The sequence below is a fragment of the Streptococcus halichoeri genome, from assembly GCF_019774635.1.
Taxonomy (GTDB): Bacteria; Bacillota; Bacilli; order Lactobacillales; family Streptococcaceae; genus Streptococcus; species Streptococcus halichoeri.
The window spans coordinates 1,326,830-1,348,214 of sequence record NZ_CP081502.1; the positions used below are offsets into that span (position 1 = coordinate 1,326,830).

19 protein-coding genes are annotated in these 21,385 nt (G+C 41.4%); 14 read left to right on the forward strand and 5 right to left on the reverse strand.

Annotated elements, in window-relative coordinates:
* The first annotated feature begins 121 nt into the window (after nt 1-121).
* The 8 genes from K5J94_RS06345 to K5J94_RS06380 all read left to right on the forward strand — a co-directional run bounded on the left by K5J94_RS06345 (nt 122) and on the right by K5J94_RS06380 (nt 9,164).
* Nucleotides 122-745: a glycoside hydrolase family 73 protein gene (locus tag K5J94_RS06345; RefSeq protein ID WP_159593219.1), complete on the forward strand. Its 624-nt coding sequence runs from the start codon at nt 122-124 to the stop codon at nt 743-745.
* A 153-nt stretch (nt 746-898) separates the two neighbouring features.
* Nucleotides 899-1,639: a glycoside hydrolase family 73 protein gene (locus K5J94_RS06350; RefSeq protein ID WP_221912649.1), complete on the forward strand. Its 741-nt coding sequence runs from the start codon at nt 899-901 to the stop codon at nt 1,637-1,639.
* A 475-nt stretch (nt 1,640-2,114) separates the two neighbouring features.
* Nucleotides 2,115-2,495 (forward strand): DUF1149 family protein, encoded by a 381-nt coding sequence (locus K5J94_RS06355; RefSeq protein WP_159543861.1) that lies wholly within the window; start codon nt 2,115-2,117, stop codon nt 2,493-2,495.
* The gene (locus tag K5J94_RS06360) at nt 2,495-3,364 is read left to right on the forward strand and encodes a DegV family protein (protein WP_221912650.1); all 870 of its coding nucleotides are present in this window, start codon (nt 2,495-2,497) and stop codon (nt 3,362-3,364) included. Before K5J94_RS06355 ends, K5J94_RS06360 begins: the two co-directional genes overlap by 1 nt.
* Before the next feature lie 89 nt (nt 3,365-3,453).
* Nucleotides 3,454-4,665, forward strand: coding sequence for a CCA tRNA nucleotidyltransferase (locus tag K5J94_RS06365; protein ID WP_159543857.1), 1,212 nt, complete (start codon nt 3,454-3,456; stop codon nt 4,663-4,665).
* Nucleotides 4,658-6,538 (forward strand): ABC-F family ATP-binding cassette domain-containing protein, encoded by a 1,881-nt coding sequence (locus tag K5J94_RS06370; RefSeq protein WP_221912651.1) that lies wholly within the window; start codon nt 4,658-4,660, stop codon nt 6,536-6,538. The genes K5J94_RS06365 and K5J94_RS06370 overlap by 8 nt, the downstream gene beginning before the upstream one ends.
* A 269-nt stretch (nt 6,539-6,807) precedes the next feature.
* Entirely contained in the window at nt 6,808-8,157 is a 1,350-nt protein-coding gene (gdhA, locus tag K5J94_RS06375) for an NADP-specific glutamate dehydrogenase (RefSeq protein WP_159564317.1), read from the forward strand.
* Between the two features lie 794 nt (nt 8,158-8,951).
* On the forward strand, nt 8,952-9,164 hold the full coding sequence (locus tag K5J94_RS06380; protein WP_159564315.1) for a hypothetical protein: 213 nt from the start codon (nt 8,952-8,954) through the stop codon (nt 9,162-9,164).
* Nucleotides 9,165-9,486: 322 nt separating this feature from the next.
* On the opposite strand, the gene K5J94_RS06385 is transcribed toward K5J94_RS06380, so the two are convergent.
* Entirely contained in the window at nt 9,487-11,547 is a 2,061-nt protein-coding gene (locus K5J94_RS06385; protein WP_221912652.1) for a surface-anchored 5'-nucleotidase, read from the reverse strand.
* Between the two features lie 422 nt (nt 11,548-11,969).
* On the opposite strand from K5J94_RS06385, the gene mvk reads away from it, so the two are divergent.
* From mvk to fni, 4 genes are read left to right on the forward strand one after another with little or no spacing between them, the layout of a single operon-like run.
* Nucleotides 11,970-12,851, forward strand: a complete 882-nt coding sequence (gene mvk / locus K5J94_RS06390; protein WP_408022826.1) for a mevalonate kinase — start codon at nt 11,970-11,972, stop codon at nt 12,849-12,851.
* Entirely contained in the window at nt 12,833-13,768 is a 936-nt protein-coding gene (mvaD, locus tag K5J94_RS06395) for a diphosphomevalonate decarboxylase (RefSeq protein ID WP_221912653.1), read from the forward strand. Before mvk ends, mvaD begins: the two co-directional genes overlap by 19 nt.
* Before the next feature lies 1 nt (nt 13,769).
* The gene (locus tag K5J94_RS06400; RefSeq protein ID WP_221912654.1) at nt 13,770-14,774 is read left to right on the forward strand and encodes a phosphomevalonate kinase; all 1,005 of its coding nucleotides are present in this window, start codon (nt 13,770-13,772) and stop codon (nt 14,772-14,774) included.
* Nucleotides 14,771-15,763 carry a type 2 isopentenyl-diphosphate Delta-isomerase gene (gene fni / locus K5J94_RS06405; protein ID WP_159564307.1) on the forward strand — a complete coding sequence of 331 codons (993 nt, stop codon included), beginning with the start codon at nt 14,771-14,773 and terminating at the stop codon, nt 15,761-15,763. The genes K5J94_RS06400 and fni overlap by 4 nt, the downstream gene beginning before the upstream one ends.
* Before the next feature lie 219 nt (nt 15,764-15,982).
* Here fni and trhA read toward each other — a convergent pair whose 3' ends face one another.
* The 4 genes from trhA to K5J94_RS06425 all read right to left on the reverse strand — a co-directional run bounded on the left by trhA (nt 15,983) and on the right by K5J94_RS06425 (nt 19,738).
* A complete protein-coding gene (trhA, locus tag K5J94_RS06410; RefSeq protein ID WP_159564305.1) occupies nt 15,983-16,639 on the reverse strand; it encodes a PAQR family membrane homeostasis protein TrhA in 657 nt (218 codons plus the stop codon).
* Nucleotides 16,632-17,078 carry a DUF1836 domain-containing protein gene (locus K5J94_RS06415; protein ID WP_159543840.1) on the reverse strand — a complete coding sequence of 149 codons (447 nt, stop codon included), beginning with the start codon at nt 17,076-17,078 and terminating at the stop codon, nt 16,632-16,634. Before K5J94_RS06415 ends, trhA begins: the two co-directional genes overlap by 8 nt.
* Before the next feature lie 214 nt (nt 17,079-17,292).
* Nucleotides 17,293-18,561, reverse strand: coding sequence for a hydroxymethylglutaryl-CoA reductase, degradative (locus tag K5J94_RS06420; protein ID WP_221913792.1), 1,269 nt, complete (start codon nt 18,559-18,561; stop codon nt 17,293-17,295).
* A gap of 1 nt (nt 18,562) precedes the next feature.
* Nucleotides 18,563-19,738, reverse strand: a complete 1,176-nt coding sequence (locus K5J94_RS06425) for a hydroxymethylglutaryl-CoA synthase (protein ID WP_159564303.1) — start codon at nt 19,736-19,738, stop codon at nt 18,563-18,565.
* 194 nt (nt 19,739-19,932) lie between these two features.
* On the opposite strand from K5J94_RS06425, the gene K5J94_RS06430 reads away from it, so the two are divergent.
* Both K5J94_RS06430 and K5J94_RS06435 read left to right on the forward strand, forming a co-directional pair.
* Nucleotides 19,933-20,772 (forward strand): thymidylate synthase, encoded by an 840-nt coding sequence (locus K5J94_RS06430; protein ID WP_159559686.1) that lies wholly within the window; start codon nt 19,933-19,935, stop codon nt 20,770-20,772.
* A gap of 88 nt (nt 20,773-20,860) precedes the next feature.
* Nucleotides 20,861-21,358, forward strand: coding sequence for a dihydrofolate reductase (locus K5J94_RS06435; RefSeq protein ID WP_221912655.1), 498 nt, complete (start codon nt 20,861-20,863; stop codon nt 21,356-21,358).
* The last annotated feature ends 27 nt before the right edge of the window (nt 21,359-21,385 follow it).

Sequence of the window (21,385 nt, forward strand, 5' to 3'; positions counted from 1 at the left end):
GTTTAGCTTTTTACTGGGCTTTGTGACCTTAGTTATGATAGGATTAGGTTAAGGTTTATTGTGGTAAGGGATTGGACCTTATCCTGTAAATCAGTCAAGCTTAGAAACCAAGAGGAAGTAGATGCCTAAACAAAGAACAAAACGTTTGCACGCTTATCGATTTGCACCCAAAACAGCCAAGCAATTGACCAGACGCTTGGCACTATTGATTATCTTGCTAACGGTGTTTACGAGTTGGCGTACCCTTAAGTGGTATCGTCAGGCTTTGCAGCCGTATAGGGGCGGTGAGACCGTTTCATTTATCGCGTCCATCAGCCAGCCAGCTCAATCTGTGGCCAACAAGCACCAGCTTTATCCCTCAGTGATGCTAGCGCAAGCAATTCTTGAGTCGCACAAGGGGCAATCGCAACTTAGCCAAAAGCCCTATTATAATTTTTTTGGTATCAAAGGTGACTACCGGGGCAAGTCGGTTATTCTCCCGACAAGTGAGGATGATGGGACAGGCCAGCTTTATCAGGTAGATGCAGCCTTTCGGGCCTATGGCTCTCCAGCAAGGAGTTTTGAAGACTATGCAATGGTCTTATCGGATCCTTTGTATCAAAATACTCATAAGCAGATAGGCCAATCTTATCACAGTGCTACCGCTAGCTTAACTGGAACCTATGCGACTGATAGTCATTATCAGGATAAGTTAAATGCCTTGATTGAGCAATACCAGTTAACCCTATTTGACTTTGTCAAGTAGGGCAGTAATCACCTGATTAAATATTTCAATTTGAAGACAAACATTATGAATTGGTTAAATACTAGAAGTTAGTATCTAAATACTTTTATCCTGTGGTATACTATTCCTACTAAAATAAAAAGAAAAGTGACATTATACATAATAGGAGATACCATGTTTAGGAAAGGAAAAAACGTCTTTGCTTGCTTAGCTGTGGCTATAACGGTCATCGGACTCGTTTTTGCAACAGTGCAATCAAAAAAAGCAAATGATGTTGTAGCAGAAGCTGTGACCACAACACCAACACAAGCGTTTATTAATGAGATCGGGGGAACAGCTAGTCAAATCGCACAAGAGCATGACTTGTATGCCTCTGTCATGATTGCGCAAGCTATTTTGGAATCTGCAAGTGGTCAGTCAGGCCTAAGTCAAGCCCCTCATTATAATTTTTTTGGTATAAAAGGGAGCTATAATGGTGGCTCAATCCTGATGAAGACCTGGGAAGATGATGGCACAGGCCGAGCCTATGAAGTTGACCAACCTTTTAGAGTCTATCCTAGTATCTATGCCTCCCTCAGTGATTATGCTAATTTGCTTGGTTCAGATCTTTATGCTGGGGTACGCAAGTCTAATACGCTGTCCTACCAAGATGCCACTGCGGCATTGACCGGCTTATATGCAACGGATACGTCTTACAATACTAAGTTAAACAGTATTATTCAAAATTACGGCTTAACGGCTTATGATACTGGTGCTCAAGCTAATTCCAAGCTTCAAGTGGGTGCAAATGCATCAGAACCCACTCAGGTAGCAGTAGTAAAAAAAGTGTGGAATCATTATCGCAAAGCCTACACTGATGAACAAACCTTACAGATAGATGAGGCGTGGGCACAGCGCTATCCTACTGGTCATTAACCTTTTCCAATCATCCTACGGGATGATTTTTTGGTGGTTTGCTATAATAAAATCAATGAAAGCACTAACAGAAATCTATCAAAAATATACAGAACTCCTCTACCTTTCTCCTCAGTACGTAAACGAATAGCTGCGCAAGCCTATTTTCAAGCGAAATATGAAAAGGAACTAAGGCAAGGGCCTGCGCAAGAAGGGAAAAGCGGCAAAAAAGAGGAAATTGTGTCCAATCAAAATTTCGGCAGAAGCAGAAAGCTACTGAGCTTCTAGTAGCTAAAACAGGCCAATCCTGATCAGTAGTGGTGCCATTTCCCTAAATGGGGTTTGAGCACGATAACAAACTGGCCTAGTGTTCTTTTTCTTTGTTAAACACTAGTCTATGTTTACGATCACTTGCTGTGCGGTACCTTTTAAGCTGACTTTAACATTCTTTTAAACTATGTTATAATGAGTCATATTGATCTCAAGGAGAAGAAACATGCAATTAGAACGCGAAAAAGAATTTGTTAACCAATACCATTATGATGCCCGTAATTTAGAATGGGAACAAGAAAACGGTACTCCGGAAACAAATTTTGAAGTGACTTTCCAACTGGTTAACCGTGACGAGGAAGCGAATGAAACGACCGTTGTTTCTGTTTTGCAATTTATCATCGTTAAAGAAGAGTTTGTGATTAGTGGGGTTATTTCGCAAATGGTTCGGATCATGAATCGTCTGGTAGAAAGCCCAAGTGAATTTTCACAAGTAGAAGTCGAGTCCCTAGCTGCGCCTTTGTTGAATATGGTACAACGCTTAACGCTTGAAGTAACTGAAATTGCTTTGGATCAACCTGGAATTAATTTGGAGTTTAGTAATTAATGAAATTAGCTGTCATTACCGATAACACTGCGGCCCTTCCTGATTGCATACAGGGGCACCCTGACCTTTTTGTGATTGATTTTCCTATCATGATGAATGGTCAAACCTACTATGAAGGTCACAATTTAGAACGTGATGACTTTTATCAAGCAATGGCTAACTCAAGTGAGCTACCTAAGACGAGTCAGCCAGCTTTAACCGAGCTGGATGATTTATTGCATCAATTAGAAGATAAGGGTTACACGCATGTTATTGGCCTCTTTTTAGCTGGAGGAATTTCAGGTTTTTGGCAAAATATTCAATTTTTAGTAGAAGAACACACTCAGTTAACAATTGCCTTTCCTGATAGTAAAATCGCCTCTGTGCCTGTTGGCCTTATGATTCGAAATGTTCTGAATTGGGCGCAAAATGACCTGCATTTTACTCAAATCGTTACGCTTTTGCAGGATCAGATTGAACGAACTACTGCCTTTATAGTTGTAGATGATCTGAATCATCTCGTAAAGGGCGGTCGCCTATCAAACGGTTCGGCCTTATTAGGGAGTTTATTGAGCATCAAACCTATCCTTTATTTTGATGATGAGGGTAAAATCGTGGTTTATGAAAAAGTACGCACAGAAAAGAAAGCCTTAAAGCGAATTGTTGAGTTGGTCAAAGCATTTGCTCAAACAGGAGATTATGAGTTTTCGATTATTGGTGCCAATGCGGATGAGAAGGTTGCAGCCCTCCATCACCTCCTGCTTGAAAATGGCTTTGCTGATCAGTTTGAATTAGCACAGTTTAGTGCGGTAGTGGGCGTGCATCTAGGCCCAGGGGCGATCGGAATTGGTATGACTCCTAAAATGCCAATGTCATTTACTAACTGTTAGTGTAGCTAATGCTGACTCTTTCTTTTTTATACCTTATAATAATTAAGGAGCGGCATTCGTAAATAACCCAAATGCAAGAAAGAAACTAAATGAAATTAACAACCATGCCTTCTGAATTTCAGGAGGCTTTACCAATCTTAGAAAGAATCAAAGCCGCAGGCTACGAGGCCTATTTTGTCGGTGGCAGTGTCCGTGATAGCTTGCTTGGACGACCGATTCATGATGTTGATATCGCGACAAGCTCTTATCCTCATGAAACCAAACAGTTGTTTGCACGGACGGTTGATATTGGCATTGAACACGGTACTGTGTTGGTTCTAGAAAATAATCATGAATATGAAATCACGACATTTCGAACAGAAGACGTCTATGTTGATTACCGAAGACCAAGTCAGGTTGCTTTCATCCGCTCATTAGAAGAAGATTTAAAGCGACGTGATTTTACAGTCAATGCCTTTGCCTTAGCGAGTGATGGCACTGTGATTGACAAATTTTCTGGCATAGCCGATTTAAAAGCCAAAAAGCTACGAGCTGTGGGCAAGGCTCAAGAACGCTTTGAAGAAGATGCCTTACGTATTATGCGTGGCTTTCGTTTTGTAGCAACACTTGATTTTGACATTGAGGCGTCTACTTATCAAGCTATGGTTAGCCATGCACCATTATTAGCTAAAATTTCAGTTGAACGTTCCTTTATTGAATTTGATAAACTCTTGCTGGCTAAAGCCTGGACAAAGGGACTTAAACAATTGCTTAAGGCTTGTGCTCATCACTATTTGCCTGGACTTGAGCAGGCCAAGGAGGCCTGTTTGCTGATGATTGATCAGCTGGGCCCTGATTTTTGCTTCCAAAATGATGTCCAAGCATGGGGGGCGCTCATTTTGTATTTGAAAATTGCTGAGCCCAGAACTTTTCTTAAGGCCTGGAAAACCTCAAATGAGTTTCAAAATGCCGTTTTGCAAATGGTGGCCTTGTATCAATTGAGAACAAAGAGGGCACTAAGCAAGGCTGATCTCTACCATTATGGCAAGGAAATAGCCCAGCTAGTAGAGAATTTGCGGCATGCCCAAGGCTTGTCCACTGATTTTAGGGCGATTGATCAGCTCTATCAGGCACTAACGATTTACGATAAGCATGCGATTGTCATTAAGGGGGGAGACTTAATCCAAACCTTTGGCATTCAACCTGGTCCAAAATTAGGCCATATCCTCAAACAAATAGAAGAAAAAATAGTAGATGGTGACTTGGCTAATACCAAAGAAGCTATCCTTAATTTTGTTAAGAAAGAGTTAGCCAATGAGTGATTTAATTGTTGAGAAATTGAGCAAAAGTGTCGGCGATAAAACCGTTTTTAAAGATATTTCCTTTATTGTACATTCTTTGGATCGGATTGGCATTATCGGTGTCAACGGCACAGGTAAAACAACCCTGCTAGATGTGATTGCTGGTAAGCTTGGTTATGATGGTGATGTTTCGCCTTTTATCAAATCAAATGATTATCAGATAGCTTATTTGACGCAAACACCCCATTTTGATGATCAGGCATCGGTGCTAGATACTGTTTTGTCAGCAGATATCGAAGAAATGCGCTTGATTCGTGACTATGAATTACTAATGTCACAATACAAGCAGACCAATCAATCACGGTTAGAAGAGCTCATTTCAGAGATGGACCGCACAGCTGCCTGGACAATTGAAAGCGAGGTTAAGACCGTTCTTTCTAAATTAGGCATTCATGATTTAACCCAACCAGTAGGTCAGTTATCAGGCGGTTTACGCCGTCGAGTTCAACTAGCACAAGCCCTGCTTAATGATGCTGACCTCTTGCTTTTAGATGAACCGACCAATCATTTAGATAGTGCTACCATTCAATGGCTGACCCATTACCTGATTTCCAGTAAGAAAACCGTTCTTTTTATTACCCATGATCGGTATTTTTTGGATGCCTTGGCGACCCAGATTTTTGAGTTAGACCAAGCTCAGTTGACAGAATACCAAGGTAATTACCAGGATTATGTACGCTTAAAAGCAGAAGCAGATGAGCGACAAGCTGCAACACATCATAAAAATCAACAACTATATAAACAAGAGCTAAGCTGGATGCGCCGTCAACCACAGGCCAGAGCCACCAAGCAGCAAGCCCGAATTGATCGTTTTCATGAGTTACAAAAGGCAGTAAGTAACGATCAACAGGCCAAGGAGCTGACATTGCATTTTGAAACAAGCCGTATCGGTAAGAAAGTGATTAGCTTTGATCAGGTTTCCTTTGGTTATGATGCAACACCTTTATTTGAGGAGTTTAGCTTACTGATTCAAAATCAAGATCGGATTGGCATAGTTGGTGATAATGGTGTTGGGAAAACAAGCTTGCTACAATTGATTAATGGTGATTTGCAACCTTGCAAGGGTCAGATTAGCATTGGTGAAACGGTTCGCATTGCTTATTTTAGGCAAGGAATTGGGGACATGGATGATAACAAGCGGGTTATTTCCTACCTCCAAGAAGTGGCAGATGAGGTCAAAACAAAGGTTGGGACGACTAGCATTAGTGATCTCTTAGAACAGTTTTTATTTCCGAGGGCTAGCCACGGAACCCTGATTGGTAAACTCTCAGGTGGCGAAAAAAAGCGGCTCTATCTCTTAAAACTCCTGATTGAAAAGCCCAATGTTTTGCTTTTGGATGAGCCAACTAATGATCTTGATATTGCTACTTTGACAGTTTTAGAAAATTTCTTGCAACAATTTGCAGGCCCGGTTATTACGGTCAGTCATGATCGCTATTTTTTAGATAAGGTCGCAAATAAGATTTTATCGATTGAAAATGGCCGCATTAAACTATACTTTGGTAACTACAGTGAATTTTTAGATGAGCGTCAGTTTTTACAAGAAATGTCTTCATCTTCTACGGACTTAAAAGCAGCTGCCCCAGCTCGTCAACAAACACAGACAAAAACAAATAAGAAACGGATGTCTTACCTTGAAAAACAAGAATGGGCAAACATAGAGGCTGATATTGCGTTAATCGAACAAGACATTGAGACAATCACTGATCAAATGAATGATCTTACCAGTGATTATGGACGTTTAGCTGAGTTACAACACCAACTCGATCAAGCCAATGACAGACTCCTTGAGAAATATACTCGCTTTGATTACCTTAGTGAGCTTTCTGAATAAACCTTACCAGATGACATTAAAACTACTACTAAGCTTCAGAAAATAGTATTTAGCCGGTAAAATAGGAGCTCCGTCAGATTGATTGATCAACACCACACAGCAAATGAAATAAAATGAACACCTACTTTGAACTCAAGAAAGCGTGAGCACTTTTTAATTTGGCTGGTCAACGAAAAAGCAGTAGCCGTTATCAAGATTTGACAAGAATATTCTGACAATTTATAATACTAATAAGAACTTGAATATAAAACAAAAAGCGAGGTTTGAAAATGATTGATGGGAAAACATATGTGGCTCAGGTCTTAGAGAACGTCAAAAGTCACCATGCACATGAAGCAGAATTTTTACAAGCAGTAGAAGAAGTGTTTGCTTCCTTAGTCCCTGTTTTTGATAAATACCCAGAATACATGGCGGAAAATTTATTGGAACGCTTGGTTGAACCGGAACGTGTGATTACGTTTCGTGTCCCCTGGCTTGATGATCAGGATCGTGTTCAGGTGAATCGTGGTTACCGTGTTCAATTTTCTTCAGCTCTTGGACCCTATAAAGGGGGCCTACGCTTTCATCCTTCAGTTAACCAGTCGATTGTTAAATTTTTAGGATTTGAACAAATTTTTAAAAATGCCTTGACAGGCCAAGCCATCGGTGGTGGTAAAGGCGGTTCTGATTTTGATCCCAAAGGAAAATCAGACAAGGAAGTCATGCGATTTGCACAAAGCTTTATGACAGAATTGCAAAAGCATATTGGGCCGGATTTAGATGTTCCAGCCGGTGATATTGGCGTTGGAGCACGGGAAATTGGCTATTTATTTGGACAATACAAGCGTCTCAATAGTTACCAGGCTGGTGTCCTTACAGGAAAAGGCTTAAGTTATGGAGGCTCTCTGGCTAGAACGCAGGCCACTGGTTATGGTGCCGTTTACTTTGCAAAAGAAATGTTAGCCGAACAAGGTGAAACCTTGGCTGATAAGACTGCACTTGTATCTGGCTCAGGCAATGTGGCTATTTATGCAGTAGAAAAGTTGCAAGAATTAGGGGCAAATGTCCTTGCGGTTTCTGATTCATCAGGCTATATTTACGATCCAAAGGGCATTGATTTGGCGAGTTTGAAGCAGATTAAAGAGGTTGAGCGTGGTCGTGTTAGAGACTATTTAACTAACCATCCTGGTGCCCAGTTTGTCCCTGCTGATCAAGGCAGCATTTGGTCTATAAAAGCAGACTTGGTCTTTCCTTGTGCTACCCAAAATGAACTAACAAAAGAGCACGCCCAAATGTTAGTGGAAAATGGTGTGCTTGCCGTCACAGAAGGAGCCAATATGCCAAGTACACTTGAGGCAATCAACGTGTTTCAAAAAGCCAAGGTGCTTTTTGCTCCCGCTAAGGCAGCTAATGCCGGCGGTGTGGCTGTTTCTGCCTTGGAAATGGCGCAAAATGCTAGCCGTAGGACTTGGACATTTGAAAGTGTGGATGCTGAATTGCAGACAATCATGCAAACCATTTACCAGGAGTCCTCAGCTGCTGCGAAGCATTTTGGCAAGGAAGGTGATTTGGTGTTTGGTGCGAATGTCGCAGGCTTTTTAAAGGTGGCCAAGGCTATGCACGCGCAAGGAGTTGTTTAAGAGTATGGTCGTTTTAGAACCTTACTTCCTAGCGTGCTTGCTGATGACACACTAGGATGTGAGGTCCTATTGATGTTAATCCCAAGGAAAAGAGCAGTCTGATGGTGGTTGCGGCCAAAAGGCGGCTCTTGCTTTTTAGATTAGAGCCGCTCCTTGTACTTATGCGTAAAAATAGGTAACCAATCATGATTAGACCCTTTATTAAAGAGTGGACTAGAGTTAATTTTGAAGGTTTAGACTTGTTTTTCTCACCTCAATAATTTCCCTGATGACCTGTTAAAATGAGAATTAAATCCGTGGTTACTTGATCTTGATGCGACAAAAAACGATTAGTTAGACAATAATAAATTGATCTAAACTAATCGTTTTTTAGAAGGCGGCTTTTTATATTTATTTTGTTGCTTATAACTTCCATTATGCTACAAAAATATTTTAAAAAACAGTCTTGTATTTTTAGAGATTAGGAGTATATTGAAGGTGTTAAAATCACAATTAAGTTAATGTGGAAGAAGTAAGATTATGAGAAGATCTGTTACAAAAGTTTTTATTGCCATGTTCATTGGTTTATTTTTTGGTTTAGGTTTTACTGTAACAGCTAATGCTGCTTAGTGGTATTCGCCGTTTAGTTCTGTTAGTAATAATATTATTTGTAAAGTTGGAAAACCATATACTCCTGCTAATATGAATAATGGTAATTGTAAAGTTAATTGGGGAAATATTGTTCATAATGTAGCAAATCATATGGCAGGTTTCTGGGGGGATATACATAATCCTATACCTTGAGGTTTATTGTTATGGAAGATAAAAAATTTTTAGAAACTGCCTTACAAAAAATATCAAGTTTTAGAGAAGCAGTACTTAATGATATACCTGATTCTATGGATAAAAGAAAATTATTAGGTTATATAGACGATGCTATTTGGGCTTTAAAAAATAGTGAAAAAGTGGATAATAAAATTTTGAGCCCAAAAAGAGAGCCAATGGCTCGCGCAGCTATGTGCTTCTAATCGTGAAATACAAAAACTGCCGGTAAGCCCTTCTTACCTTAGTAAAGGGTCTGTACCGGCAGTTTGTTATTTAGGTTGTTTTGCTCGCCATAAGATAAGCTTGTGATATGAAAAGCTAATGCTACAAGCCTTAGGAGCATCATTAAGAGCAGTACTGTCATAAGAGGGGTCAGCAGAAATAGTTGGGTGACTGTCTGCTGCTTAATAATCGTCTAAGTCCGTGTCTTGCTTAGCATTTAAACTTTTGCTTGGCATAGCACATGTATGTCGTTGAGCTTGTCTCAGTTAACAGTTAACTTGGAAGGATTGAACAGACGTTCCTTTAAGCTTTGGTTTTTTTCTTAAGCTGGGCTGCAAATCCTAGACTCAATAAGCCAAGTAGACTAGTCCAAAGCACGTTACCTTGTTTAGAACCTGTTTTTGGAAGGGTTGCTTGACTAGTAACAGCCGCTTGGTTAGCACGAGCCATAGGACTAAGGGACTTGGTTTGCGGTGTTGCTAAACTTTGTGCTGGTTGAGAGACTTGTAGCTTATGATCAGCTTTTGGAGTGAAGAGTTCTGAAATGGGTTCGGTACCTACAATTTGTCCAGTACAATCACGGAAAATACGGGTCATTGTATCGTGTTTTCCGTTGGCATCACTGGTTTGTGAGCCTTCTACTGTTATTTTAACATAAGTTTTAGTGCCAGCTAGGCGTGACGAAATCTTTTTGCCAGCTGCTTCTTGGTCCTTAATGTAATTAATGAAGACTTCGGTATCTGGCTTAATAGCTCCATGCAAGGTTGCTTTGCGGAAGCTTGCAAAGCCATCACCCCCACCAAATAAGAAATCATTGATAACGACTTTATAAGTCTGACTTGGAATAATTTCTTGACCATTTTCTTTATAGGCTTTAACGACCTTAAATGGTGTTGTTGAATCACCAGCTGGATTATCAGTATAGGTATAGCGTAGGCCAGCCATTTGTAAGAAGTAGCGTTGGTTTTCGTTATATTGTTCGTTAAGGACGTTGTAAATATCTTGACCGGACATTTCAACGACTTGGAGAATGTTGCCAAAAGGTTGGACTGCTTGTGCGGCACCCCAGGTAATGGTTTGGTTATCAGTGACGACCAAATCAGCACGAATACCGCCATTATTTGTGAAGGCAAAATCAACATCCGGGTAGGAGTCGCGGGCAGCCATTAATTGGGCGCGTGTGATTAAATCACCAACAGCCGATTCCATGTCTTGGTTGACTTCGCGTGAAATAGAAGCACTGGTAGCTGCTGTACCGATTTTGTCATTGGTGACTTGTGCAACAATGGCATTTGCTTGGTCGACAATGGCTTGAACTTCTGCACTGCCTGCTAATATTTTTGGTGCGACAGCTGTGACGGTAGCTGATGGCGTAGTGATGAAATCCTGAGTATCTGTATCTAATCGTCCACGGACGTCAGCATAGGCCTTACCTTGGGAGAGAGCTTGTACGACACGTGTGGTGCCAATAGTTCCGTTAGTATATTGGTGATTATGACCTGCGAAAACCACATCAACAGAGTTGTCAGGATAGATGTGATTGACCTTATTCATAATCATAGCAACTTGGTCTCCAACTTGACCTTCTTTGTTGCTGGTTGCAGGGATATGAGCTAAGACGACAATAGCATTGACATTTTGGGCGCGCAGCATCTTGGCATAGTGTACAATCGTTTCAGCTTCATCTAAGAAAGTATAGTTTTCATGGTTTTGTTTAAGGACAAGATCTGGAATTTCAGAAGTAACAACGCCAATAAAGCCAATTTTGGCTGATGTGTTATTAACAGGAATAGTTTCAATAGCATATGGTTGCCAATTATAAGGAATCTGGTTTGTAGCTTTATCAATGACGTTGGCAATGACGATTTGTTGTTTAGCAGCTTGGTGGTCATAAGACTTAGTAATCGTATTAATAGAAGAATCTGCTGCTGGCGCTGTACCTGTCATAATGCGATGATACTCAGCTAAGCCTTCATCAAACTCATGGTTGCCAAGCGTTCCATATTTAAAATCCATTTGGCTAAAGACTTTTACAGTTGGTTCGTCTTGTAAGAGCGCAGAATTTGCAGGACTAGCTCCAACCATATCACCAGCTTGAACGCGAATGCTTGTCCCGTTAGGACTGGTTGATTTGAAATCAGTTTCGGCTTTATCCATGTAAGCGTCCAGTTGAGCAGCTGAACCGGCTCCTGCGACTTTTGCGTCTGGCATAGAGGCGGTGCCTGTTTGATCTAGGGCACCATGAAAGTCATTAACTCCTAGGAGTTGCACATCAACTTGGTCAGCGTGAGCTGCTCCTGTCAAGACAGATAAGCTGGCTGCAAAACCTAAAATACTGCTTTTTAACACAAGATGCTTTTTCATAAAATCTCCTAAATTTGAAAAATATGATGTTACTATTAAATTTTACAATGAATAAGGCTAATAAGCAAGCTAATGATCGCTATTTATCTGATATTTCTTTAAAAAAATGACATATATCGAATAAAGTTCGCAATAAACGTATGTTTTGGCTTTTAAAGAGAGTTTAGTTTGTTAAAAAACATGAAAAAGTACTTTGAGGAAGGCACATTTTGGCGATAAACTGTAGTGATATATTTTGCTAGGAACCTAAATCGTGCTGTTTTTCCTCACAACCTTGCAAAATGCTGCTTTTTTGCTACAGATTTGCCCTACGAATAGTTTAGCCGTCTAAATCTAGCAGTTATGGTAAGAATACGTGACAAATTGCCATTAGACATGTAAAATAGTAAGGTAAATCAAAAATGAAATGATCGAAAAATAAGATGATAACAAAGCAAATAGGTGTGGGAAAGGCCCACAGCAAAATAATTTTGATGGGTGAACATTCCGTAGTTTATGGCTATCCTGCTATAGCTTTACCCTTACTAACAATTGAAGTTGAATGCCAGATAGTTCCAGCCGATAAACCTTTGGTATTTGATTTTTATGACCCTTTGGCAACAGCAGTCTACGCAGCGCTTGAAGAATTAGGCAAAAAGAAGGAGCCTATAGCCTACCACATTGTTTCCCAAATTCCACCAAAACGTGGGATGGGATCTTCGGCTGCTGTTTCAATTGCTGCGATTCGTGCGGTATATGACTATTTTGGGAAAACCTTATCAGATCATTTGCTGGAAATTTTAGTTAATAAAGCCGAAATTATTGCTCATACAAATCCTAGCGGACTAGATGCTAAGACCTGTCTGAGTGATCAGGCTATTAAGTTTATTCGTAATATTGGTTTTGAAAGCCTTACTATTGATTTAGGGGCATATTTAGTCATTGCTGATACAGGTATTCATGGCCACACCCGTGAGGCAGTTAACAAGGTGGCGCAGTTTGAAGAGGCAAATTTACCCGTGTTAGCAGAGTTAGGCCGTTTGACAAACTTGGTTGAAGGGGCGATACAAACCAAGGATTGCCAAGCCATTGGTCAAGCCATGACACAGGCCCATACTTGTTTACAGGCCATTGGTGTCAGTGTGGGTCAAGCCGATCATCTGGTGCAAGTAGCACAAGCGCAGGGGGCACTGGGCGCTAAACTATCTGGTGGTGGCTTAGGTGGCTGTATCATTGCTCTTGCTAAGGATCAAGCCAGTGCAGCAAGCATTCAAGCGAAATTAAGAGAAGAAGGGGCCGTAAACTCGTGGATCCAAAAACTGTAAGTGTTAAATCCTATGCCAATATTGCGCTCATCAAATACTGGGGCAAGGCTGATGCTCAAAAGATGACGCCATCAACAAGTAGTATTTCTGTAACCTTGGAAGATTTGTATACAGAAACGCGATTGACCTGTCTTGATGCTACGGCCACTGCTGATGTTTTTTTGATTAATGGAGAAGTGCAAAGTCCAAAAGAGCATGCTAAAATTTCGGCCATCATTGATCAATACCGACAAGATAAGCAGCTTTTTGTTAAAGTCGAAACAACCAATACTATGCCAACAGCAGCAGGGCTTTCATCGAGTTCGAGTGGTTTATCTGCCCTAGTCAAAGCTTGCAATGACTTGTTTGATTGTGGGTTGAGCCAGGCTGAGCTGGCCCAATGCGCAAAATTTGCTTCAGGCTCTGCTTCACGTTCCTTTTTTGGCCCAGTTGCCGCATGGGAAAAGCAGACAGGCTCTATTTTCCGAGTGCCAACTGATCTTAAGCTCGCTATGGTGGTGATTATTCTTGATGATGCTAAAAAAGCCATTTCAAGCCGCGAGGGAATGCAACGTTGTGCAGAAACGTCAACTAGTTTTTCACACTGGATCAAGCAATCTGACCAAGACTATCACGCAATGCTTGGCTATTTAAAGGCCAATGATTTTGCAAAAGTTGGTCAATTAACTGAGGCAAATGCCTTATCCATGCATGAGACAACCAAAACAGCTTCACCGGCTTTCTCCTATTTAACCCCAGCTTCTTATCAGGCTATGGACAGGGTTAGGGAATTGCGTGCGCAGGGCTTAGCGTGCTATTTTACCATGGATGCAGGTCCAAATGTAAAGGTTCTGTGTCAGCAAGCTGACCTAGAAGCTGTCGCTCAGGCATTAGCAAAGGATTATACGATTATTAAGTCTAAAACAAAGGAACTATAAGATGACACGTTATCAGGTGGAAACGGGCGGCAAGTTATATCTTACGGGTGAGTATGCTATCTTGATCCCAGGGCAAAGGGCGATTATTAACTATATACCGATTAAAATGACGGCCTGTATTGAGCCAGCACCTAGTATTAGCTTGACTTCAGATATGTTTGATTATACTGTTGGGATGACGCCTGATAAAGGCTATGCCTTAGTCCAATCAGCGATTCATACCATGACCATGTTTTTGCAAAAAAAACACTGTCAGCTCCTGCCTTTTAGGTTGACGATTAGCGGCCAGCTAGGGGAGAAGGGCAAAAAATTTGGCATTGGTTCTAGTGGTAGTGTCGTTGTATTAACTCTCAAAGCTTTGGCGGCCTTTTATCAATTAACCTTATCTGATGATTTGTTGTTCAAATTAGCTGCTTATACTTTGTTGAAAAATGGGGACAATGGTTCTATGGGCGATCTTGCCTGTATTATTTGTAGTGATCTCATCGTTTATACTTCTTTTGATCGTCAATGGCTACAAGAGCACATTCAGGTCAAATCCTTGGAAGAGATTCTTAGATTGAATTGGGGCTACCGCATTGAACGGCTTAGCCCTAAGCTTAGGACACACTTTCTGGTGGGCTGGACACAAGAGCCTGCGATTTCTCAGCATATGGTTAATCAGGTCAGGGATCAGATGACCCCAACTTTTTTGCAGACTTCGCAACTAGCCAGTGATAGCTGTTTGGCTGCTTTGCAATCGGCCAATCAAACAGCCTTTATCAAAGCTATTACGCAACTCCATCAGGCTTTGCAGGATTTAGATCCAGCTATTTATCATCCCGCTTTACAGCGTCTGGTGGCAATTGCTCAAGCAAATGGTGCGGTTGCAAAATCATCTGGTTCTGGTGGAGGCGATTGTGGGATAGCTTTTGCTTTTGATGATGACGCGGCCCAAGCTATTTGCAAACAATGGACTGAAGCGGGTATTCAGCCTCTTTATCAGGAGAAATGGGGAAATTTATGACCAATCGAAAAGATGACCATATCAAATATGCTCTAGCCTATCACTCAGCCTATAACGCTTTTGATGAGATAGAATTAATTCATGCCTCCTTACCCAAATATGATGTGGCAGAGATTGATTTATCCACCCACTTTGCAGGGCATGATTTTGCCTTTCCTTTTTATATTAATGCGATGACCGGTGGCAGTGCCAAGGCACTCGACGTCAATCAAAAGTTAGCCCGCCTTGCCCAAGCCACAGGCATTATGATGGTGACAGGCTCATACAGTGCTGCTTTAAAAAATCCGCAAGATCAGTCCTATCGTTTGCGTCAGCTAGCGCCTGATTTATTACTGGCTACAAATATTGGCTTAGATAAGCCAGTTGCCTTGGGGTTACGTACAGTAGCAGAGATGCACCCTTTGCTCTTACAGGTCCATATCAATGTCATGCAAGAACTGCTAATGCCTGAGGGAGAACGCCAATTTCGCTCATGGCGTCAGCACTTAAAAGACTATGTGGACCAGATTCCTGTTCCGCTCGTACTTAAAGAAGTTGGCTTTGGTATGGATACGAAGACCATAGCCTATGCCCGTGATTTAGGTATTAAAACCGTCGATATATCAGGCCGTGGCGGCACCTCTTTTGCTTATATTGAAAATCAGCGAGGCAGTCAGCGCACTTATCTTAATCAATGGGGGCAAACGACTCCCCAATGCTTGCTCAATGCTGCTCCTTTGATGAAAGAAGTAGAGATTTTAGCTTCAGGTGGTATTCGTCATCCGCTAGATATGGTCAAAGCTTTTGTGTTGGGGGCGCGGGCAGTTGGCCTATCTCGGGTGGTCCTAGAGTTGGTTGAAACCCATACGCATGAGGAAGCAGTTGCTGTCATTAATGGCTGGAAAGAAGAGCTGCGTTTCATTATGTGTGCGCTAAATTGTCGTAATTTGGCCGAGCTGAGCTCTGTCGATTATCTCCTTTATGGGCGACTAAAAGAAGCCAATGCTTAAGCAGCCTAAAAGCGAAAAAATTATCTCAGCATTTACGCGTTCAGGTGTTAGTATGATTGAATTTGAGGTGAGGCGTCTGGCCTCACTTTTTTTGCTTTCTCGGGCGAAAAGCTAGCCGATGCCACCTCTTTTTGTGCGCCAGCTTATCTTGGCAAAAAATAAAGACCAGGACTACAAGTGACCGGGTCTTTCATCAAAAAATGGTAGCTGTAAGGGTTTTTAAAGCATAAAATAGACAATACCAATATATTGCAAGGCTGAGGCCAGCAAGATAAATAAATGCCAAATCATGTGATCATAGGGGCGCTTGCGCGCGTAAAAGAATGCCCCAACACTGTAACATAGCCCTCCAGCCAGCAGTAAGAGCCAAAAAATAGGGCCCGTTTTGGTGATAATCGCTGGAAAAATAAAAACAACCAACCATCCCATGAGCAAATAGAGTATCAAACTAAATCTTTCATTAATTGTAGGAACAAAAATTTTATAAAGAATGCCAAATAGTGTAAGTGACCACTGTAAGACAATAATGAGATAGCCTAACCAACCTCCCACCAAAGACAGGGCAACAGGGGTGTAGCTCCCTGCAATAGCAATATAAATCATGGAATGATCAATCATTCTAAGAATGTACTTTTGCAGGCTATTATAAGCCATGGCATGATAAATCGTCGAAGATAAAAACATTAAAAAGAGGGCAATGACAAAAACTGCGGTACCGATGGCGTTTTTCAGTCCAAAATGTTCAAAACTATAGATAGCCGTTAGTGGTAGAAGCAGCAGCATCATCAGAGCGCCAACACCATGCGTCACACTATTTGCTAGCTCTTCACCAAAGGTTAAAGGCAGGCTTAATTTAGCAGAAAGATCTTTAGACATCTTGCTCTCCTTCTTGGTACTGTAACACTAAAGCTTGTGTTTTTTGGTAATAATTAAGGGTTTGACAGGCATAAGTGATGATAGGGGGCAAGTCTGCCACCTCTTGACCATTCATACAGGCCACAAAACTATTGTAAGCAGTTTCTGATTGCCCATCTGCGGTTAGAATTGCTAAACAGCGACTAATATCTTGAATAGCAAATACCGGTTTGAGTATCGAAATAACAATTAGACGTGCTAGGGCCTGACGATTATATTTCTTTTTTTGTGGTTTAGGCATATAGCCATGTTTGACATAATTATTAATCATGGAAGCAGTAAGTCCTTTATCCTTAGGGAAAATAGCAGAGCTGGTCACTTGATTAACATAGAGGAGCACTTGATCTAAATACAAATCAAGTTGGGGCAATTGGTTCCACTGAGGAATGGGTTGAGTCATTTATTATTAAAACTCCTTTATCTAGTCTTTATAACTAGATTATACACTTATAATAATATACGTCAAGGTCAAATTTTTAGAGGATTTAGTTAGCAGCAAAAAACTCTAGACTAGCTGTTAGATGGGTAAAAAAAGCGGACAATATCTACCACATTCAAAGCTTAGGGCGAAACCCTAGTCCTTGGGAGGCAGCAAAGTCCGGCTGTTGTTTATGTTATTTTTTTAAAGTCTTAAGAATGGCTTGCGCTGTGGCTAAATTCATATGCTTGGCCTGTAAGAGTTCGGTGACTAGCTGAGGAATTTCTGCTTCTTTTGCTCCAGCTAGCATGGCTAAGCTCCTAGCCTGTAACTTCATATGGCCAGCTTGAATACCAGTGCTAACCAAGGCTTTTAGAGCAGCAAAGTTTTGGGCCAAGCCAATGGCCACAATAAGTGAAGCTAACGTTTTGGCATCGGGGTTACCAAGGAGATCGTGTGCGGTCTTGACACTTGGGTTAAGGCCAATTGAGCCGCCTTTGGTAGCAATTGGCATAGGTAGCGTTAGACTGCCCTTAAGGCAGGCCTTATTCGGCAGATAATCCCAAGTAGCCAAGCCCCGGTATTGGCCATCTCGTGCGGCATAAGCATGGGCGCCCGCTTCAATCGCCCGCCAATCATTCCCAGTTGCTAAGACGATGGCATCAATCCCATTAAAAATCCCCTTATTATGTGTGCTGGCCCGGTAAGGATCAACTTGGGCTAATTGGCTAGCGCGAGCTATTTTGTCAGCTAAGGTGACAGCTTCTTGCTGATTACGACTGAGAAAACGTAACTCTAAAGTACAGGTGGCCGTCACTAAAGCCTCTGTGGCATAGTTAGAGAGAATAGCCATAAGACTTGGTGCTCCGGTTAGCTCTTCGAGACGAGGGGCGAGGGCTTCCATCATGGTGTTAACCATATTTGCTCCCATAGCTTCTTTAGTGTCAACCGTCACATAGACAATAAGAAAATCGCCTTTTTCTTCTTGCGTGAGCATTTTAGCACCACCGCCTCGCTTCACAATTGAGGGATAGGCTTCATTGGCAATAGCTAGTAGGGCTTTTGTTTCTGCTGCAATAGCTGCTTGGGCCTTTTGCATATGAGGGACATTGTAGAGGACTACTTGACCGATCATTTGGCGATTGTGAAGGCTTGTTTGAAAACCGCCGGAGCGTTTGATGATACTAGCGGCAAAGCTAGCGGCAGCCACAACAGAAGGCTCCTCAGTAACATAAGGCAGGTGGTAATGCTGTCCATCCACTAAGACATCTGGCACTACAGAAAAAGGAAGGGCCATACGAGAGATGACATTTTCAGTCATCTGATTAGCCGTAGTCAAAGACAGGAGCTCTTGCTCTTGTAGCCTATCACTCGTTGCACTGACTATTGGCAGGTGTTCTTTGATGAATTGGATGCGTTCTTGTGGCGTTTTTTTGGAAAAACCAGTCCAGGATAGTTTTGGCATATTAGTTTGTTCGTTTCTTATAAATTCGTTGATGCTGTTCAATTGCCGTAAAAGCAAATGGGCCTGTTTGATATTCTTTAAAGTTCGCATTGCCTTTGGCATCAAGCTGGGCTTCTTCAAAGAATAATGTTTCATATTCGGCGACTGATAGCCGCTTACGCTGTGCTAATTCTGTCATGCGCTGCTGCGGTTTGAGTTGTTTTTGAAAGCCATCGACCAAATAGCCAGTGAAAATCTCTGCTACGGCTCCGCTGCCATAAGAGAAAAAGGCGATGGCGTCACCTGCTTTTAGTTGCTGACTGCTTTCAAGCAGTGACAGCAATCCTAAATAAAGTGAACCAGAGTAGCAATTACCAATTTTTTGGCTATAGGCGATGGAATGTTCAAAGTTTTCTTTTAGCCGCTGGCTGTGCGCTGAACTTAAGGTCTTATCAGAGATTTTATGAAAACCTTTGAGGGCTAACTTTGGAAAAGGGATATGAAAACAAAATGCAGCATAGTCTGCTAAAGATGTATCATAGCGTTTTTGGTATTCTGTCCAGGTTGTTTGGAGCATGTCAAGATATTGTTTGGTTGAAAATAAGCCATTAACATAGGGTACCAAAGAGTAGTTAGGACGCCAAAAATCCATAATGTCACGCGTTTGGGCAAGTCGCTGATCATTAAGGACTAAGATGGCTGGATCTGCACTGATAAGCATAGCAATACTACCAGCTCCTTGGGTGGACTCTCCTGCCGTGCCAATACCATATTTGGCAATATCAGAAGCAATGACCAGTACCTTGGCCTGAGGGTGTTTTTCCACATGTAATTTAGCATAGTCAAGAGCAGCAGTAGCACTGTAACAAGCTTCTTTCATTTCTATGGCGCGAGCAAATGGTTGAATACCAAGTAGCTGATGCACGTAAACGGCCGCGGCCTTGCTTTGATCAATGCCAGATTCTGTTGCGACAATCACCATGTCAATGGCTTGTTTATCTGCTTGAGTAAGAATGTCATTAGCTGCTGAAGCAGCAAGGGTGACAATATCTTCAGAAATAGGGGTAATGCTGAGTGAGTCAAGTAATAAGCCTTTGCTAAATTTAGCTGGATCAACGTGACGAGCAAGGGCCAGGTCGGCCATTTCAAGCACATATTGGCTTGTGGCAAAGCCCATTTTATCAATACCAATTTTCATTTTTCGCCTTCCATTCTCCTAAATCGAAATTTTACCTTTAATAGTTTACCATATTTTCGGCCATTGAGCCTGATTTAAAAATCCAAAAGCATATTAATAATGGTTTCTCTCAGCCTTCAACCTTTTCTTCTAGCTATTTTTAAGATTTTTGGTAAAATATTAAACAGTATGAACTGTTTGAGAAAGGTATCATGATGACCAAAGCAGATATTATTTTTAAAGACAATATAAAAACAATTTTAGAAGAAGGCGTCCTAAGTCAGCAGGCGCGGCCAAAGTATAAAAATGGCCAAACAGCTCATTCGAAATACGTGACCGGCGTTTTTGCAACGTATGATTTAGCAAAGGGCGAATTCCCGATTACGACGTTACGTCCTATTCCTATCAAGTCGGCCATTAAGGAAATCTTATGGATTTATCAGGACCAAACAAACAGTTTGGATGTGTTAGAAGATAAATATAAGGTGCACTATTGGAATGATTGGGAAGTTGGTCAGACAAGGACTATTGGTCAACGGTATGGAGCAGTTGTCAAAAAACACCATATTATTGATAACATTTTAGCGCAATTAGCGGAAAATCCGTGGAATCGTCGCAATGTCATCTCGCTTTGGGATTATGAAGCATTTGAAGCGACTGATGGGTTATTACCATGTGCTTTTCAAACCATGTTTGATGTGCGAAAAGTCGGTGATACCATGTATTTGGATGCCACTTTGACTCAACGTTCTAATGATATGCTAGTTGCACATCATATTAATGCGATGCAATATGTAGCTCTTCAAATGATGATTGCTAAGCACTTTGGTTGGCAAGTGGGAAATTTCTATTACTTTGTTAATAATCTTCATATTTATGATAACCAATTCCCGCAGGCCAAAGAATTATTAAGAAGAGAGCCGAGTGATTGCCAGCCACGTCTTATTTTAAATGTACCAGACGGCACTAATTTCTATGATATTCGAGCAAGTGATTTTGAGTTAATTGATTATATTCCTGTTAAACCGCAACTCAAATTTGATCTTGCAATTTAAGATGACAAAGCAAAGCTTTTGCTTTTTGGAAGCAAAAAATGGTAAATTTTGATAAAATAGAATGAGCTAATAATGAGGAAATAAGGTAATGACAAAAGAAATAATAGCCATCTGGGCAGAAGATGAAGACGGGGTTATTGGCCAAAACGCCACCCTACCTTGGCACCTGCCACGGGAGTTACAACACTTTAAGAAGACCACCTGGCAGCAAGCTATATTAATGGGGCGGGTGACTTTTGATGGGATGAATCAGCGCTTACTTCCCAACCGGCAAACACTTGTCTTAACAAGAGACCTTACCTATGATTATCCTGGAGTCATTGTGGTCAATTCAGTGGAAAAAGCCCTTGAATGGTATCATGCCCAAGAGAAAACCTTATATATTCTTGGTGGGCGAAAGGTCTTGGAGGCTTTTGCAGGCTACTATGATAAATTGATTCGTACCCGTGTCCATGGGCATTTTTCAGGTGATACCTATGCCCCTACTTTTGATTACAGTCACTACCAGGAACAAGATGCTCTTTTCTACGAAAAAGACGAAAAGAATTCTCATGATTTCACAGTCTCTGTTTTTGTTAAAAAGTAAGGAGGCTTGCAAAAACCATGCAGCGTA